This window comes from Copranaerobaculum intestinale, assembly GCF_009831105.1.
Lineage (GTDB): Bacteria > Bacillota_I > Bacilli_A > Erysipelotrichales > Erysipelotrichaceae > Copranaerobaculum > Copranaerobaculum intestinale.
In genome coordinates this window covers 627,359-645,468 of record NZ_WUUQ01000002.1, presented here as the reverse complement: position 1 = coordinate 645,468, position 18,110 = coordinate 627,359, and the positions used below count along the sequence as shown (strand labels likewise).

At 44.4% G+C, this 18,110-nt stretch carries 18 protein-coding genes; 17 read left to right on the top strand and 1 reads right to left on the bottom strand.

The window, feature by feature from the left end:
• Positions 1–93 precede the first annotated feature (93 nt).
• The 7 genes from GSF08_RS07940 to GSF08_RS07910 all read left to right on the top strand — a co-directional run bounded on the left by GSF08_RS07940 (position 94) and on the right by GSF08_RS07910 (position 8,085).
• Positions 94–1,146: a BMP family lipoprotein gene (locus GSF08_RS07940; RefSeq protein ID WP_249805964.1), complete on the top strand. Its 1,053-nt coding sequence runs from the start codon at positions 94–96 to the stop codon at positions 1,144–1,146.
• 215 nt (positions 1,147–1,361) lie between these two features.
• Complete coding sequence (locus GSF08_RS07935; protein ID WP_160625395.1) at positions 1,362–2,897, top strand: ABC transporter ATP-binding protein; 1,536 nt, start codon at positions 1,362–1,364, stop codon at positions 2,895–2,897.
• Positions 2,887–3,981, top strand: coding sequence for an ABC transporter permease (locus GSF08_RS07930; protein ID WP_347337992.1), 1,095 nt, complete (start codon positions 2,887–2,889; stop codon positions 3,979–3,981). Before GSF08_RS07935 ends, GSF08_RS07930 begins: the two co-directional genes overlap by 11 nt.
• The gene (locus GSF08_RS07925) at positions 3,978–4,928 is read left to right on the top strand and encodes an ABC transporter permease (protein ID WP_160625273.1); all 951 of its coding nucleotides are present in this window, start codon (positions 3,978–3,980) and stop codon (positions 4,926–4,928) included. Before GSF08_RS07930 ends, GSF08_RS07925 begins: the two co-directional genes overlap by 4 nt.
• 93 nt (positions 4,929–5,021) lie before the next feature.
• Positions 5,022–6,290 (top strand): EF-P 5-aminopentanol modification-associated protein YfmF, encoded by a 1,269-nt coding sequence (gene yfmF / locus GSF08_RS07920; RefSeq protein ID WP_160625272.1) that lies wholly within the window; start codon positions 5,022–5,024, stop codon positions 6,288–6,290.
• A complete protein-coding gene (yfmH, locus tag GSF08_RS07915) occupies positions 6,271–7,548 on the top strand; it encodes an EF-P 5-aminopentanol modification-associated protein YfmH (RefSeq protein ID WP_160625271.1) in 1,278 nt (425 codons plus the stop codon). The genes yfmF and yfmH overlap by 20 nt, the downstream gene beginning before the upstream one ends.
• Positions 7,549–7,764: 216 nt before the next feature.
• On the top strand, positions 7,765–8,085 hold the full coding sequence (locus GSF08_RS07910) for a single-stranded DNA-binding protein (protein ID WP_160625270.1): 321 nt from the start codon (positions 7,765–7,767) through the stop codon (positions 8,083–8,085).
• 30 nt (positions 8,086–8,115) lie between these two features.
• On the opposite strand, the gene GSF08_RS07905 is transcribed toward GSF08_RS07910, so the two are convergent.
• Positions 8,116–9,216, bottom strand: coding sequence for a tRNA(Met) cytidine acetate ligase (locus GSF08_RS07905; RefSeq protein WP_160625269.1), 1,101 nt, complete (start codon positions 9,214–9,216; stop codon positions 8,116–8,118).
• A 108-nt stretch (positions 9,217–9,324) separates the two neighbouring features.
• Between GSF08_RS07905 and GSF08_RS07900 the strand changes: the two genes are divergently transcribed.
• The 10 genes from GSF08_RS07900 to infB all read left to right on the top strand — a co-directional run bounded on the left by GSF08_RS07900 (position 9,325) and on the right by infB (position 18,093).
• Positions 9,325–10,245, top strand: coding sequence for an alpha/beta fold hydrolase (locus GSF08_RS07900; RefSeq protein ID WP_160625268.1), 921 nt, complete (start codon positions 9,325–9,327; stop codon positions 10,243–10,245).
• 345 nt (positions 10,246–10,590) lie between these two features.
• Entirely contained in the window at positions 10,591–11,112 is a 522-nt protein-coding gene (locus tag GSF08_RS07895; RefSeq protein WP_430641233.1) for a YceD family protein, read from the top strand.
• A gap of 15 nt (positions 11,113–11,127) precedes the next feature.
• Positions 11,128–11,298, top strand: coding sequence for a 50S ribosomal protein L32 (gene rpmF / locus GSF08_RS07890; protein ID WP_160625266.1), 171 nt, complete (start codon positions 11,128–11,130; stop codon positions 11,296–11,298).
• A gap of 50 nt (positions 11,299–11,348) precedes the next feature.
• Positions 11,349–12,662 carry a Mur ligase family protein gene (locus tag GSF08_RS07885; RefSeq protein WP_249805963.1) on the top strand — a complete coding sequence of 438 codons (1,314 nt, stop codon included), beginning with the start codon at positions 11,349–11,351 and terminating at the stop codon, positions 12,660–12,662.
• The gene (locus GSF08_RS07880) at positions 12,662–13,396 is read left to right on the top strand and encodes a type 1 glutamine amidotransferase (protein ID WP_160625265.1); all 735 of its coding nucleotides are present in this window, start codon (positions 12,662–12,664) and stop codon (positions 13,394–13,396) included. The genes GSF08_RS07885 and GSF08_RS07880 overlap by 1 nt, the downstream gene beginning before the upstream one ends.
• A gap of 112 nt (positions 13,397–13,508) precedes the next feature.
• Positions 13,509–13,979 (top strand): ribosome maturation factor RimP, encoded by a 471-nt coding sequence (locus GSF08_RS07875; protein WP_160625264.1) that lies wholly within the window; start codon positions 13,509–13,511, stop codon positions 13,977–13,979.
• A gap of 16 nt (positions 13,980–13,995) precedes the next feature.
• Entirely contained in the window at positions 13,996–15,663 is a 1,668-nt protein-coding gene (gene nusA, locus GSF08_RS07870) for a transcription termination factor NusA (protein WP_160625263.1), read from the top strand.
• Positions 15,664–15,678: 15 nt separating this feature from the next.
• Positions 15,679–15,939 (top strand): RNase P modulator RnpM, encoded by a 261-nt coding sequence (gene rnpM / locus GSF08_RS07865; protein WP_160625262.1) that lies wholly within the window; start codon positions 15,679–15,681, stop codon positions 15,937–15,939.
• Positions 15,932–16,228 carry a L7Ae/L30e/S12e/Gadd45 family ribosomal protein gene (locus tag GSF08_RS07860; RefSeq protein WP_160625261.1) on the top strand — a complete coding sequence of 99 codons (297 nt, stop codon included), beginning with the start codon at positions 15,932–15,934 and terminating at the stop codon, positions 16,226–16,228. The genes rnpM and GSF08_RS07860 overlap by 8 nt, the downstream gene beginning before the upstream one ends.
• 8 nt (positions 16,229–16,236) lie before the next feature.
• Positions 16,237–18,093 (top strand): translation initiation factor IF-2, encoded by a 1,857-nt coding sequence (infB, locus tag GSF08_RS07855; protein ID WP_160625260.1) that lies wholly within the window; start codon positions 16,237–16,239, stop codon positions 18,091–18,093.
• The last annotated feature ends 17 nt before the right edge of the window (positions 18,094–18,110 follow it).

Sequence of the window (18,110 nt, the reverse complement as noted above, 5' to 3'; positions counted from 1 at the left end):
TAATATTTTGGTAGGACCTTACGGTCTTTCATAAAGAACATGGAGGGAAAACAAAACATGAACAAATTTATGAAAGTTGGGTTAGTCTCCCTGATGGCAGCTGCTACATTAGCAGGTTGCGGCAGTGGCGGCGACAGCGAGAAATGTCCGGTTAAAATCGGATTTGTAACCGACACAGGCGGAATTGATGACAAATCATTCAACCAGTCTTCTTACGAAGGAATCAAAAAATTCGCAAAAGACAACAAGATCGACAAGAGTTGCATCAGTTATGTTGAATCAAAAAGCGATGCGGACTACGTTCCAAACCTGAGTCAGATGGCTGAAGACGGAAACGATCTGGTCGTTGCTGCCGGTTACCTGTTTGATAAAGCAATGGGACAGGTTTCCAAAGACTATCCGGATACGAAATTCTTCGTAATTGACACCGTTGTAAAAGGAAAGAATGTTGTATCTGGTGTATTCGCGGCAGAAGAGAGCTCTTACTTAGCAGGTGTTGCAGCAGCCATGCAGACGAAAGCTGAAGGCGGCGACACTGTAGGCTTTATCGGTGGTATGGAAGGCGACACAATCGGAGCATTCCAGGCCGGATTCGAACAGGGTGTTGCATCTGTTGACCCTACCTTGAAGATTTATGTTGACTACGCTGGTTCATTTGAAGATGCAGCAGCTGGTCAGACCGTAGCACAGAAACAGTATAATGCCGGCGCTAAGGTTATCTATCATGCGGCAGGTAATGCCGGAAACGGTGCCATTAAAGAAGCGATGGAACGCGCTAAAAACGGTGAAAAAGTATGGGTTATCGGCGTTGACCGCGACCAGTACAAAGATGGTTTGGATAAAGATACTGAAAAATCAGTTATCCTGACCAGTGCGATGAAGCGTGTCGATTCAGCAACCGAACAAATTTCCAAGTCAGTTCTGGATGGTAAATTCAAAGGCGGTAAAACCAAACTGTTTAACCTTGCTAATGAAGGTGTAGGCTATCCGAAAAAGAACCCGAACCTGAGCGATGATATTTCCAGCAAATTGGACGAAGTAGTTGCCGCTATTAAGAAGGGCGATACGAAAGTAAGCACAAAATATATTATCAAAAACGGTAATATGATGACAGGACAGCAGGTTCTGGACGAATTGGCAAAATAAAGAATACCTATTTTTAGGAAAGAGCGGGAAAATCCCGCTTTTTTATTTACAATCCGCTTCAAATTTTGTATACTATGTAAGCCTTTTCAAATTTGCTGTGATTGCTTTTTTGACGAGAAATTTACAAGGAAAAGGACTGTGCTTTTTCATCAGCTATGATAGGCATGAATATGTAAATATGGTATAATAAGTATACATGATAAAGGAGGAGCATGATGACGTACGCAGTTGAAATGCTCAATATCACTAAGGATTTTCCTGGTATCCGCGCAAATGATAATGTGACGGTAAAAGTGGAAAAGGGAACGATCCATGCGCTATTGGGTGAAAACGGTGCTGGTAAATCGACGCTTATGTCGATCCTGTTCGGTTTATATCAGCCGACATCCGGTACGATTCGTATTAATGAGAAAGAAGTAAATATTACGGATCCTAATGTGGCAACTGCTTTGGGAATCGGAATGGTACATCAGCATTTCAAATTAATTGAATGCTTTACGGTTACCGAAAATATCATTCTGGGCATGGAGCCGACCAAACACGGTATGGTTGATACCAAATCGGCCGCTGCGAAAATTAAGGAGCTGTCAGAGCTGTATGGGCTGAATGTGGAACCGAATAGTTTGATTTCGGATATTTCGGTTGGGATGCAGCAGCGTGTTGAAATTTTAAAGATGCTGTATCGTAACGCTGATATTCTGATCTTTGATGAACCGACAGCGGTATTGACACCGCAGGAGATCGAGGATCTGATGGAAATCATGAAACGTTTGGTCAAAGAGGGAAAAAGTATTCTTTTGATTACGCATAAGCTGAAGGAAATCAAAGCGGTTGCAGATAAATGCAGCGTTCTACGCCGCGGTAAATACATCGGTACAGTTGATGTGAAAGATACTGATGAAGAGAAGATGGCAGAGATGATGGTTGGCCGTGAAGTCAGCTTTACTGTTGATAAAAAAGATGCTAAGCCTGGTGATGTCGTATTGCAGATAAGGAATCTGAATGTTAAAAACAGCAAGGGTGTTTTGGGTGTAAAGGATTTCTCGTTGGATGTACGAGCTGGTGAAGTGGTTGGACTTGCCGGAATTGACGGGAATGGTCAAAGTGAGCTGGTATTTGCTTTAACCGGTATGTCACCGATTGAGTCTGGGCAGATTTTGCTGGATGGTGAGGATATCACACACAAATCCATCAAAGAACGGTGCAATTTAGGAATGGGTCATATTCCGGAGGATCGCCATAAGCACGGCTTGATCTTGGATTTCCCATTGAAAGAAAATTTCATTATTCATGAATATAACGAAGCGCCTTTCTGCAAAAATATGATCCTTCAGGAAAAAGAAATCGATAAGAATGCAGAAGTGTTAATTGAAGAATTCGATGTACGCAGCGGTGAAGGGAAAGACTCGCTGACCCGCAGTATGTCCGGCGGTAACCAGCAGAAGGCAATTGTAGCTCGTGAAATTCATCGCTCGCCGAAGCTGCTGATCGTCGTTCAGCCAACTCGCGGCTTGGATGTTGGGGCGATTGAATACATACATAAGCGTATTATTGAGGAACGGGATAAAGGAAAAGCAATTTTGATGGTTTCTCTGGAGCTGGATGAAGTGCTGGATGTTTCCGATCGGATTGCGGTTATATTCGATGGCTGTCTGAACGGTGTCATGGATGCCAAAGCAACAAATGAAAATGAGCTTGGGTTATTGATGTCGGGTTCGCTTAGAAAGGATGGTGCTGCGTGTGAACAGTAAAAAAGATACCTTATTGATCTCGCTGCTGGCCGTCTTTATCGGTATTCTGCTGGGAGTTGTCATCTTGATTGCTTCCGGTCACAGCCCGATGATTCTGTTCAATGCGCTGCTGCGGGGGACCTTCGGAATTAATTTGACGATGGGGACTGGCTTAAATCTGCGTTATCTCGGAGAATTTATTGTCTTCTCCATGCCGATTATTTTAACCGGACTGTCTGTAGGATTTGCTTATCGTACCGGATTGTTTAATATTGGTGCGGAAGGGCAGGTCATGGTAGGCGGAATGGCTTCCGTCGTTGTCGCAATCATGGTTCCGCTCCCAGGGGTTCTGCATGTGATCGCCTGTGTCGCTGCCGGTGCGTTGGCCGGAGCCTTATGGGGGTTCATTCCCGGTTTATTAAAGAGTAAATTTAATGTACATGAGGTGGTTGTCTGCATCATGCTGAACTATACCGGTATGTATTTCTCAAACTGGGTGGTGAGAGCATTGCCGGGCTCTACTGAATCAAAAACGGCAATGATTCCGGCCAGTGCTTCCTTGAATTCGGATTTCTTATCCGGTTTAACCGGAAATTCCCGCTTGAACTGGGGAATTCTGATTGTTATTGCATCAGTACTTCTATATTGGTTTATCATCGAAAAAACATCCTTTGGATATAGTCTTCGGGCGACCGGCTTTAATAAAGAGGGGGCTCGATACGCTGGTCTGAAGGTGGATCGCAATATCATTACCTCAATGATGATTTCGGGCGCGTTTGCCGGACTTGCGGGAACGATTGTTGCGTTGGGCGTATTCAATCAGGGCCGTACTCTGGCAGCATTTGAAAACTATGGATTTGATGGGATTGCAGTCGGATTGGTCGGCGCATGTAATGCGATCGGCATCGTACTGGCAGGGTTATTGTTCGGCATGCTGAAGGTAGCTCAGCCGATTATGCAGATTGCCGGTGTGCCTAAACAGATCGGAGAGATCATTTCTTCCTCCATCGTCTTGTTTGTTGCCATGCAGTATGGCATAAAAATAATCATTGGTCGTATCGCCAAACGGCGGCTTGAGAAAAAAGAAGGGAGTGTTTCACAATGAATCTGTTGTATGAAATGTTCCCGATGGCACTTGGTATTGCCACACCGATTATTATTACCGCGTTGGGTGGTTTGTTCTCTGAACGAAGCGGTGTTGTAAACATCGCTTTGGAAGGTATCATGCTGGTTGGAGCCTTTGTCGGCGCCACCGTATCGGTGCTAACCGCAGACGCGCTTGGGGCACTGACCCCTTGGGTATCTATTTTGGCAGGCATGGTAGCCGGGTGTCTGTATTCTTGGATTCACGCATATGCTTCGATCGCTTTGAAAGCCGATCAGACGATCTCCGGCACAGCGCTGAATATGCTTTCTACCGGATTAACGATTTATCTGTGTCAGCTGATTTTCAAGGGACAGCGTACTCCTACCTTTACGGAGAATTTCACCCGTATCAGCATCCCGGTACTGAAGGATATTCCGGTTATCGGAAAGCTGTTCTTCTCGGATTTATATCCAACCTTCTACATTGCCTTGTTCTTGGTATTGGTTACCTGGTTTGTTGTCTTTAAAACAAAATTCGGGCTGCACCTGCGTTCCTGCGGTGAGTATCCGCAAGCGAGTGCTTCTATGGGTATCAAGGTAGAAAAGATGCGTTATATCGGCGTTCTGACTTCCGGTGCACTCGGTGGTCTGTCGGGCGGCATCATGGTTTTGACCACGAATATTCAGTTCTCGGTACTGGCTATTCACGGTGTCGGATTCATTGCCATGGCATGTCTTATCTTCGGCAAATGGAAACCGTTTGGCTGTCTGGCGGCCGGAGTATTCTTCGGTTTCTCCCAGACGCTCTCAAAATATTCTGGATTTATTCCTGGATTGAAATCTCTGCCTTCGGAATTCTTCTATTGTATTCCGTATATTCTGACGATCATTGCGTTGATTTTATTCGCCCGCAAGTCGGTCGGTCCGAAAGCCTCCGGTGAGATTTACGATTCAGGCAAACGTTAAGATGATAAGGTCTGTAAAAAGCAGACCTTTCTTTGATTTTACGTGGTAAGCGGTTGGAAATATACCATACTAGAAAGGAATGGAGGTTTTATCATGAATATGGATGAGGGTGTACAAATTCGTTTATTGAAAACGGATAAGTTTAAAGACATCGGCTGCAGCATTCGTTTTTTGAATCCGTTGACAGCGAAAGAAGCTACGGCCCGATCACTGCTGGCACTGATGCTCTGTGATCGCTGTGAAAAATATGATACAAAGCAGAAAATGGCGGATATCGCCGATGAACTCTACGGAATCACATTAAATGCGCAAACGATGGGTTATGGCAAAGCACAGGTGTTGGAAATTCGATCCAAAATCATCAATCCCCGTTACGTGCAGGATGATCAGCTGTTGAAAACATGGCTGGATTTTCTTCATGAAGTGATTTTTCATCCCAAAAAACAGCAGGGAAAGCTGGATCAAGAACTGTTTCAGGAAGCAAAAGAAATCCTGCAGTTTAAAATGGATCGGTCCAAGGATGAACCGTCACAGTGGTCGGTTATGCGATGCTTGCAGCTGGCCGGTGAAGGTACTGCGCTGGGGATATCCGCACTGGGGGATCCGGCGCTGCTGGCGAATATGCAGATAAGCGATGTGAGCGATGTATATGAAGCGATGATTCAGACCGCTCCCATAGAAATAATTGTATGCGGTGATTTTGATGAAGCACAGATGCGGAATGCCATAAAATCAGCCTTTCCATTTGCTTTCCGTAAGCCGTCAGAGCTGGTTCATTACGCTGCACAAATCAGTAAACGTGAAGGTATCATTGAAGAATATCGCGATATTTCACAGACCAGCGTTATGATGCTGTGGTTTACACACACGGAAATCACTGATCAGGATTATTGGAAGCTTAAAGTTGCGAATGCGATGTTAGGCCAATATTCTCCCTCCTTGTTGTTTCAGGAAGTACGCGAGAAAAACAGTCTGTGTTACTCAATATTCTCCAACTTGATCAGCTTTGACGGGGCACTTGGCATCATGACTGGAATTGAGAAAGAAAATCTTGAGAAAACACTTGATTTGATTCATATTCAAATGGATCGGATGAAGAACGGTGAATTTGACGAGGAACTTCTTACAACCAGTAAGATGCTCCTTATCAATTCGCTTCGTTCAACCAAGGACGATATGGGCTCGCTGTTTTCATTAGCCTATCAGAATGCATTATTGAAACAGCAGTCTGAAATTGAAGATTTGGTAAAGATTATTCAAAATACGACCAAAGAGGATGTTGTTCGGGTCATGAAGAAATGCACGCATGCTTTGACCTATGTTTTGACAAAGGAGGATGACCATGAAGAAAATAACAAATGATACGTATCAGGAAACCTACTTTGAAGAAACGTTGGATAATGGGCTGCATGTAGTTTTGTGGAATAAGCCGGGATTTGAAAAATCATATTTCATGATTGCGACGCCGTTGGGTGCTTTGGATATGGAGCAGGTTGATGAAGCAGGCAAGGAAATTACATTTCCGGCCGGAATTGCACATTTTCTGGAGCATAAAATGTTTGAGGATGAAACCTGTGATATCATGGACAAGTTTTCAAAGATGGGGGCAAATGTGAATGCTTTTACTTCCTATACTGAAACTGCGTATTACTTTTCAACCTCTGGTGATCCGATCCAGCCGCTGCACCTTTTACTGGAACTGGCACAAAACCTGCATATCAGTAAAGCATCGGTAGAGAAGGAAAAAGGCATCATCATTCAGGAACTGAATATGTATAAGCAGATGAGTGATTCTCGGCTGTTGATGGAAACCTTCACTTCTTTGTTTGTGAATCATCCGATGCGTTTTGATATCGGCGGCGATGATAAAAGCGTTTCCAGCATTACTTATGAACAGCTGCAGGATTGCTATCGCCTGAATTATCATCCCAGCAAAATGATATTGATCGGGGTGAGCGGACATGATCCAAAGCAATTAATGAAAGAAATACGAGATGATCAAAGTCAGCGCGAATTTTCCAAGGTTGCACATGTAACTAGAAAGTCGTATGATGAACCAAAGGATGTAGCAAGGCCTTCATTTAGCTTTGAAATGGATGTAACTACCCCGAAGCTGGCAGTTGCTTATAAACTGGAGGGAATAGCGGACTGGAAGGAACGGCTGAAGTTGGAGTGGGCATTCCGTATTTTACTGGATGCTTCTTTTACCTCTTTGAATCCGGACTATCAGCAATGGCTTGATGAAAAGATCATCAATGATTATTTTGGTTATGATGCGGATTTTGGAACGGATTATGGTTTTCTCATGTTTTACAATGAAACGGATAATGTTGAACAGTTCCGCAGCTTCATCCACAGCAGTCTGAAAAAAGTGCGTGACAACGGGATTCAGGAATCTACGCTCAATCAGCTGAAACGCCGCTATTTTGGTCAAGCGGTACGAAGTTTAAACAATTTCGATGAAATTGCAGTAACGTATATGCGTAATTTCTTCAATCACATCGATTTCTTTGAAACGATGGACATGGCGATGAAGATTACGCTGGATGATTTATGGTATGCGATGGATCAAATTGATTCAGCTCGTGAAGCAGTTGTTACCATTTTGCCAAAAAAATAAAAGATAGGATAATTGGTGATATAGATGAAGATATCATTGATTATCCTTTTTTTAATTCCTTATAATGGGAAAATATCACAAATTAGGGAATTTGAAGCGTGTGTCGAAATTTGGCATAATAAGTCTGAAAGAGCAGGGAGGGGGAGATGCTTATGGGGAGCAGGGAAGCGGAAAATTATGGAATAGCATAGAGGATACATAGATAAGGGGGACATTATGCTTAATCAAGTGGTATTAGTAGGGAAAGTAGTTGATTTGCCGACGATCAAGGAAACGGTCAATGGCAACAAGGTAGCGACGCTCGGGATGGAGCTGGATCGTTCCTTTAAAAACAGCGATGGTTATTATGAAACTGACTATATCGCAGTGACGCTTTGGAAAGGAATTGCGGAAACCGTAACGAATGTGTGTAAAATGGGGGATATCATCGCCGTTAAAGGAAGAGTACAAACCCATACCTATAATGGAAAGGATGATAATGTATATCATAATTATGAATTTATTGCGGAAAAGGTATCATTTTTATCCAATCGCTGATTAAAAAAAGATTTCCAACCGGAAATCTTTTTACTTGAAACAAGCAATCGGGGGCTGAAGCTCTAGTGCGAATGCGGCTTTTTTATCATGCGCTGCTAATGGGTAAGCATAAACATGGGCAGCTTTTAATTCCATTTGCCGATAACCGTCCGGTATCTGATTGAACCGACTCGCAATTATGACATCTTTTCGAAGCTGTTTGAGGTATGATTTACCTATTTCATCATAGGCTAACATTCGAATATACGATAATTCAGGCATATTATCGGTTTGTAGTTTGGTTGTCTGATGCAGAAGGTGAATTAACGTCCGGCGAAGCCGGGAACGGGTGTAGCGCCGACTGATACACGCGTTCAGAAATTCATCTAAGTCCGCAGTCTCCTGTGCAGCCTTGATCAGCCTGTTTTCAATTCCTTCATCCATAAGGAACAGGGTACGAAGATATTCAGGAGAAAGGGTCAGCAGCAGCGTTTGGATAAGCGGATAGTATGAATGCAGAGTATGCGCGTATTGTGCAGTGTTCAGCATCGTTTGTTCTTGGATATCACGGTTCTCCAGAATTGCTTTGCGAATAGCCGATGCGGAGACAAAAGGATGATTGAGTGATTCATCGTGATAGGAATTGGTGCGAAGAATTGTTTGAGGACGAATTCCTGCTGATTTTGCGGCTTTTATATAATTGATGCCCAGAATATCATTTGGACCGCGGTCACCGTACAGCATTCCATAGCTGGCAGATGGAGAGTATCCATTCTTCATATAAGCTTCCAGTTTTGCGGTATCCATCTCGGCCAGATAGTTGAGCTGTTTTAGATCATTGCTTTCACTGCCAAATACCAAATCCTGCACATTGGCCAAAGAAAGTACCTTGACAGCGCCCTTTGCAAAGTTTTCGGCGCTCTGGGTTGCATATAGAAACGGAAGCTCTAACACGAGATTACATCCGTGCATAACCGCCGCCTGAGCCCGCTGCCATTTATCGTAGATAGCTGGTTCTCCGCGTTGGACAAAATTGCCGCTCATCACTGCTATCAGAACATCACAGTTTGTCTGTTTACGGGTTTTGGCGATATGATAGGCATGCCCTTTATGAAAGGGATTGTATTCAGTGATAATTCCGGTTACATGCATGAAAGCACCTCTTTCGTAATCATGATAAACTGCTTTTCCAAAAAAGTCCACCAACATTTGTGTTTGTGAAATAGACATGATATGATATTTGCAGAAGGTGAGAATTTCATGGAAACAGTAACGATTGTGAGCCGTCAGGATCAGCTGCCGCTTAAGGCGAGCATCTTTGTTCCAGAAGGGGAAATCAAGGGGATCATTCAGCTGGTGCACGGCATGGCGGAACATCGCTTTCGCTATGAGCCCTTTATGAGCGAATTGGCAGCGAATGGACTTGTAGCGATCATGCACGATCACCGCGGTCATGGCGAAAGTGTTTTGGATACCGAGGACTGGGGTTATTTTTATGAGAACGGTGCAGAAAGTATCGTCGAGGATACCTATCAGATCAGCCGCTATATCAAGGAACGCTTCGAAGATCAGCCGCTGATTTTATTCGGTCACAGTATGGGCTCTTTGGTAGTGCGCGCTTATGCAAAGCGTTATGATAATGAAATCGATGGATTGATCGTGTGCGGATCGCCAAGTGAAAACAAAGCTGCCGGCATGGGAAAGGCATTGGCAGGTCTGATCGGAGTATTCTGCGGTCAGCGTCATCGCAGCAAGCTGCTGCAGCACATCGCATTCGGTTCCTACAACAAGGGATTATCGGATACGGTCAGTGATAACAGCTGGCTGTCGACCCGTAAGGACGTGGTAGCAAAATATGACAGTGATCCGGCTTGTGGCTACATTTTTACTATTAACGGGTTTAAGAATCTGTTTACTTTGATGCAGAAGGTCTATGATACAAGCGGCTGGCTGATGCAGAATCGGGAATTGCCGATCCTGTTTGTTTCTGGGGAAGACGACCCCTGTGCTGCCGGAAAAAAGAATTTCAAGCAAGCCGTGCAGCTGATGAAGGATTGTGGTTATATACATGTAGACAGTACCATGTATCCCAACAAGCGTCATGAAATTTTGAATGAGCAGGATTGTGAAGCGGTGTATCAGGATATTATCGATTGGATATACCATATCCTGCAGCTATAAAAGGAAGAGAATTCATGGATCATGGAGAAGCATTTTTTACCTTAACGTGCAGAATATCATTTATGAAAATGCAGTAACCGCAAAGGGATGAATGACCCAAAGCTGTGTTTACACATTATGAAAAGCTTTGTATTTATCAAAAAAACGGATAGAAACGGCAGTATATACACAAATTATCATTGTATTTCACGCATCGGCTAAATAAGCGATGGAATAAAAAAGCTGAAAAACTCATATTGCGGTTCAAATAACGTTATAATAGCTGGGGTTATTTGATATTCACTGGAAATAAAGTGGTTGACGATTCAATTTCTCCCATGTATAATAAGTCCGTTAGACAACGAGGTGATTCTTTTGAAATGGTCAAAGAATGAATTGCTGAAGGCCTCAGGCAATACTGTTGCTTTTGATGAGCAGATTACTTTCGGCAAAGAAGCATTCGATCGCCTTTCCCATCTCAGAGGATTGCGGGATGTAACAGTTTCTGGAAGTTTACATTACAATTCTGATGATGATCGCGCATACGCCGATTTGGACATAGAAGGTGTTATGATCGTGCCCTGTTCGATAACATTAGAAGATGTTGAAGTTCCTTTTCAGACCACGTCTGAAGAAGTCTTCGCATTTGTGAAAGTTTCCGAAGATGAAGATGTTCATGAATGCAAAGGAGACGTCGTAGAATTGCTCCCTGTCATCTTTCAGCTGATCCTTATGGAAGTGCCGCTGAAAACGGTAAAACCTGGTATTCAGGCATATCCGAAGGGAAAGGGCTGGGAAGTTGTCAAAGAGGAAGATTATGTGCGTGAAAGAGCGGATGAAATCGATCCTCGTTTAGCAAAGTTGAGAGACTTCAAGATTGAAGAATAAACAGGAGGTGCTAACATGGCTGTACAGCAGAGACGTAATTCAAAAACCAGAAAAGCAAAACGTAGAACGCATTATAAATTAGCTGCACCGACACTGACAAAGTGCCCGGTATGCGGTGAGTACAAACAGGCTCACAGAATGTGCGGATGCGGAAGCTACAACGGCGAAACGATTGTAGGTAAGTAAAGAGCATAAAAAAAGGGTCGTACGGCTCTTTTTTTGCTTATGGAGGTACTATGCGAACAACATTAACGCTGCTATTCACAAAATTTATCAGATGGATGCTGAAGCGGTTGGGACGAGGCGGATCATTGCCCGGAAGTATTGCATTAAAGCTGGATCCGCAGTTTCTGAAGCATTTTACATATCCGAATAAAGTGATCATGGTGACCGGAACCAATGGCAAGACGACAACCAGCAATATGATTTATGAGACTTTGGCTAAAAGTGGTTTAAAGGTCATTGGCAACCGTCGCGGCGATAACTTGAAAGCGGGGATCACGACGCTGGTCGCTGCGAATGCCGGCTTGAATAAGCGGGTAAAGGCAGATGCGATGGTGATCGAGGTTGATGAGCTGAATGTTCCAAAGGTTATATCAGATGTTAAAGTTGATGTTTTTGTGATTAATAATTTCTTTCGGGATCAGTTGGATCGGGCCGGAGAAATGGAAACAATTCTTAGAAAGCTGGAAGCAGTTCTTCCGGACTTTACCGGCACTTTGGTCTTAAATGGAGATGATCCCAACGTGATGCGGTTAGCCCTGACGGCAAAGCAGGCATCGATTTATACGGTGGGCGTTGCTCGCAATGCAATGAGCAGCAATACATCGGATGAAGCGAGTGAAGGAAAGTATTGTCCGGTTTGTGACTGTGCGCTTCACTACCATTTTTATCAATATTCTCATATTGGAAAATTTTATTGCCCCAATCATGATTTCGGTGATGTGACGCTGCAGCTGGAAGCTGCTGCTGTCGATTTTGAAAAGAGCTGTTTTGAGGTAGCGGGTGTACGATATAAAGCACCTCAGAATGCGCTGTTTTCAATTTATAACTGTATGGCGGTGCTGGGGTGTCTGGATGTACTTCAAATTGATCGTCAATATGCTGCACAGGTATTTGAGACCTTTGCGCTGAATGATGGAAGAATGGAGATGTTCTCGCTTGACGGCAAAGATTGTTTGCTGAACTTAGTAAAGAATCCTACCGGTGCGAATGAAACGATGAAATACATTCAGCGTGATCAGGAAGCGAAAGCACTGGTGATTGTCCTGAATGACAATGATCAGGACGGAACCGATATTTCTTGGATTTGGGATGCACAGTTTGAGCGGCTTATGAGCGCTGATGTCAGGACGATTATCTGCAGCGGACTTCGCGCCTACGATCTTGCGCTGCGATTTCAATATGGCGGATTTGAAGGCAGACTGCTAGTCAAACCGGATATGCAGGAAGCAGTTCAGGAGCTTAAAAAACAACCGGAACATCTTTATGTGATCGCAACCTATACAGCACTGCAGCCGATGCGTGCGGTACTGAGGAGGAATACCTGATGGAGCTTTCAATTATTTGGATGTATCATGATTTGATGGATCTGTATGGTGATCGCGGGAATATCGAAGTTTTGAAATACCGCTGTAAAAAACGCGGTATCAAACTGCAGGTTGACACCTGTGGAATCGGTGAGGAAAAAGATTTGTCCGCGTATGATATCTTATTTATCGGCGGCGGAGCGGATCGTGAACAGGGATTGCTGTATCAGGATCTGCTTGGACGCAAGCAAGCTATTCAAAAGGCAATGAATGCCGGAACCTTTATCCTGCTGATCTGCGGCGGGTATCAGTTCTTCGGTCAGTATTACATCGATGGTGACGGCAGGCAGATTGAGGGGCTTGGCTTCTTTGAATATTTTACCAAAGCACCAGATCGTGCCCGACGCTGTATCGGCAATATTGCAGTGGAATGCAGCCTTGACGGAGAAAGCTTTCTGGCCGTAGGCTTTGAAAATCACGGCGGTCAGACAATCGGGGTACAAACGCCGCTTGGTAAAGTGATCAAAGGGCATGGCAATCAGTTTCAAAGCAGCTGGGAGGGATTCTATAATGGTCAGGTGTTAGGTACCTATATGCATGGACCGCTGCTGCCGAAGAATCCCGAAATTGCCGATTTGATTCTTAGAAAAGGATTATACCGCCGCTATGGAAAAGTAGATTTGGAACCGCTTGATGATGCATTAGAGACCAAAGCCAGAAACGTTATGCTGGCACGTATGCAGATTCAAAAGTGATGCCCATTTGAAAAAACACTTGTATAAATAGGTGAAATAAGGTATATTATATGTGTATGCGAAACAAGGAGTGGGTTATCCCACTCCTTCTCTTATGCAAAAGGAGCGAAATATGGATCAAATAATGGTGATGAAGCCTTGGATTGAAGCACTTTTGGCAAAGCATGATCTGTTGCTGTACGATCTTTGCTGGAAGCAGGAAAACAATATGCATATACTGCAGGTTTCCATAATGCGCAAGGATGGAACGATGGATATTGACAGCTGTGCGGAAATGTCACAGCTGATCTCGGCACTGCTTGATGAAAAAGATGTGATACCGGGTGAATATTATCTGGAAGTCTGTTCACCGGGTGCGGAACGAGAGCTTCGCAGCCTGGATGAAATGAAACGGGCAGTTGGTGAGTATGTTTATGTGAAGCTGAAGGATGTTGTTGCCAAAGGTATCTTTGAAGTAAACGGAACACTGCTGGAAGTGAACGATGATACCATCACAGTTGCTTATATGGATAAGACCAGAAAAAAGGAACTGCAGATTACCTTAAATAATATAGCACTGATTCGATTAGCGGTGAAGCTGTAGGAAAGGAAAGAATGACATGAAGTTAAAAGATTTTATGAACGCGATGCAGGCGATTGAACAAGACAAGATGCTCTCCAAGGAAATCGTTGTTGCAGCGCTGCAGGAAGCATTGGCGAAAGCGTTTCGCAAACAGATTGAAATACCGGATGCCTTGGTGCGCGTAGATGTTAATGATAAAAACGGAGAAATCAAGGTTTATCAGCAGCGGACGATTGTTGAAACCGTAGAGGATGATGAACTGGAAATCAGTTTGGCGGATGCAAAGGCCATCAATCAGGAATATGAGCTGGGCGAATTGGTAGAGAGTGAAGTCAGTATTGCCAATTTGGGCAGAGCGGCGGTTATTCTTGCTAAAAACGTATTGAAACAGAAAATTCGTGAAGCTGAAAAGCAGGTTGTCTATGATGAATACTGTGATTCGGTTGAGGAAATGGTCATCGGTACGGTGGAATCTGTCGAGGAGAAGTTTTGTGTTGTCAATATCGGCAAGACACTCGCATTGATGCCGAAAGCCTGCCAGATTCCCGGTGAGCGTTACTATGAAGGGCAGCGCTTACGCGTGGTGATCACTGAGGTCAATCGTGAAACCAAAGGTGCGCAGGTATTGGTATCCCGTGGGGATGCAAGTTTGGTAAAACGGCTGTTTGAAAAGGAAGTACCGGAAATCTATCAGGGAATCATCGAAATTCGTGCGATTGCCCGTGATGCCGGAGAACGTACAAAAATGGCAGTATATTCAAAAAATGAAAATGTCGATCCGATCGGCGCCTGCATCGGTCCAAGAGGATCTCGGGTACAGGTTGTCATTGATGAACTCGGCGGGGAGAAAATCGATATTTTTGAATGGAGCGAGGATGTAACAGAGCTGATTAAAAATGCTTTGGCGCCGGCGGAAATTCTGGCGGTTATCCCCAATCAGGAACGCAAAGGCCTGATGGTTATCGTCGGTGACAATCAGTTGTCATTGGCAATCGGGAAAAAGGGTAAAAATGCCCGTTTGGCAGTAAAGCTGACTGGCAATAAAATTGATATCAAGTCGGAAAGCGATGCGGCAGAAATGGGTATCGACTGGAAGACCATCGCTTTGGAAATGCAGAGTGAAATGCTGAAGAAGCAGGCGGAAGAACGTTTGCTGGCGCAGCAGGCAGCCTTTGAAGAAGCTGATAAGAATGTTGCGGAACCGTTAGATGAAGCGATCTTCGATGAAATGGAGCCGACAGCGATACCAGAGGAAGAAGCGCCGAAAGCAGCTGAGAAGGAAGCGGCAAACAGCGTTGAAGAACCGGCGGCAGCCGAAGCTGTAGAATCTACAGAACCAGAAAAAGAAAAGGTGGAAACCGAACTGGAGCGCGCGGCGAGAATCGCCAAAGAGAAAAAACGGCAGGAAGGTCTGAAGGTTGAGGAGAAACGTGAATACGTATCCAAGCTGGAACGCTTTGCCGGGAATGCTTCAGCAAAGACGGAAGAGAAATTCGCTCGTCCGAAGCGCTATAAGCAAGAGGATAAGAGCGAAGAGCATCGCCGTCCTACCTTTGATTCCACCAAAAAGGATTATGGTATGAAGCCGATTTATTCTGATGAAGAATTGGAAGAAATCGCTCGTATGGAAGCCCAGGAGAAAGCAAACGACTGGATCAATGATGATATCGACTTCGATGAATACGACGAGTATTACGAAGAATAAACAGGAGGTGCCGGAATGCGTAAAATACCAATGCGCAAATGTGTTGCGACACAGGAACAATGCCCGAAAAAAGAGCTGATCCGAATTGTTCGAACTCCCGAGCAGGAAGTTAAGATTGATACTACCGGACGGATGAACGGCCGCGGTGCTTATTTAAAAAAAAGCTTGGAGGCACTGGAATTGGCTCAGAAGCGAAAAGCGTTGTCACGAGCGCTGGAATGTGAAATTCCCCAGACTGTTTATGATGAATTAAAGGAACTGATCGAACGTGAGTAATGTCGAGGGGATCCTGGGGCTGGCTGCCCGCGCCCGAAAGCTGGCGATGGGTGACAGTGTCATGAAGAGTATTCAAAACAAACGCGCAAGACTTGTGATTATCAGCGTAGATACCGGTGATAACATGAGAAAGAAAATAATCGATAAATGCATATATTATCAGATTCCTTATGTGTTTATCGAGAGCAGCGAAGTATTGTCAAACGCCGTGGGCGCTAACAATCGAAAGATGGTTGCGGTGCTGGATAAAGGGTTTGCGCTGCAGCTTCAGACTTGCTTGAAAGGCTAGGTGATGATATGGCAAGACCAAATAACAACAACCGTAGAAAGAGCAGTAACAGAAGGAATAACAACCGTTCCAACAATAACGCGAATATGAATCGCAAACCGCGTGAAGAAGTCAAGGAAATGACGTATTCCAGTGCCCTGACGGTAGGAGAACTGGCTGATAAGATCGGCCGTAATGCAAGTGAAATCATCAAATTGTTGTTTATGATGGGCAACATGGTTACCATCAATTCCACTCTGGATGATGAAACGATTGAGCTTGTATGTATGGAATTCAATGTAGAAGTTCACAAAGAAATCATTATTGAAGAGAGTGATTTTGAAGAACAGATGGATGTGGAGGAAGATGCGTCGCTGTTAACTGAGCGGCCTCCGGTAATTACCATCATGGGACATGTCGATCATGGTAAGACAACGCTTTTGGACACGATTCGTAAAGCGCATGTTACGGAAGGTGAATTCGGTGGAATCACGCAGCATATCGGTGCTTATCAGGTCAGCGTAAAAGGGAAAAAGGTCACTTTTTTGGATACCCCTGGGCATGAGGCCTTTACCGCAATGCGAGCTCGCGGTGCGAAAGTAACCGATGTCGTTATTATCGTTGTCGCTGCCGATGACGGGGTCATGCCGCAGACCAAAGAGGCGATCGATCATGCGAAAGCTGCCGGTGTTCCGGTAATTGTAGCTGTTAATAAAATTGATAAAGCAGAGGCAAATATCGACCGGATCATGAGCGAAATGAGTGATAATGGATTGATGCCGGAAGAGTGGGGAGGCAACACGATCTTCACTAAGATTTCAGCTAAAGTAGGTACTGGTGTACCAGAGCTCCTGGAAACCATTCTGGTTCTTTCAGAAGTTGAAGATTTCCGTGCAAATCCAAATAAAATGGCTTCAGGAACAGTTATTGAAGCAAAGCTTGATAAAGGACGCGGACCGGTTGCGACGTTACTGATCCAAAATGGTACGCTGCATGCCGGTGATGCGGTTGTCGTAGGTACAAGCTTCGGCAGGGTTCGTAAAATGGTAGATGATCACGGCCGTGAATTAAAGCAGGCTGGGCCTTCTTCACCGGTGGAAATCATCGGATTGAATTCTGTTCCGGTAGCCGGTGATATCTTCAAGGCATTTGATTCTGAGAAAAAGGCTCGGCAGATTGCCGAAACGCGTTTGAACAAGCGGATCGAACAGGAGCGCAGCGTAAGCAGTGCCCTGACTCTCGATGATTTGGCCCGTCAGATCGAAGAAGGTGACATTCAGGAAATCAATGTCATCGTCAAAGCCGATGTACAGGGCAGTGCGGAAGCAGTTAAGGCATCTTTGGAGCGTATTGATATCGCCGGGGTTAAGGTTAATGTCATCCGTTCCACTGCCGGTGCGATTACTGAATCCGATATAATGCTGGCCAGCGCAAGTAATGCGGTAATCTATGGATTTAATGTTCGTCCGAATGCATCTGTACGCAAAAAAGCCGAAGAAGAAGGCATTGATATCAGACTGCACAACATCATTTATAAAGCGATTGAAGAGATGGAAGCAGCTATGAAGGGCATGCTTGCTCCGGTTTATGAAGAGGTTGTCATCGGTCAGGCAGAAGTACGTCAGCTGTATAAAGTTAGTAAAATTGGTACGATTGCGGGCTGTATGGTTACCGATGGCTGTATCAAAAAAGACTGTAAGGTTCGTTTGATTCGAGACGGTGTTGTTGTATATGAAGGAAAATTGAATTCATTGAAGCGATTCCAGAATGATGCAAAAGAAGTTACCAGCGGTTATGACTGCGGTATGACAATCGAAAATTTCAACGATATCAAAGAAAATGACGTGATTGAAGCGTATGAAGATCAGGAAGTTGTAGAACAATAAGATATAGGAGTGATTCA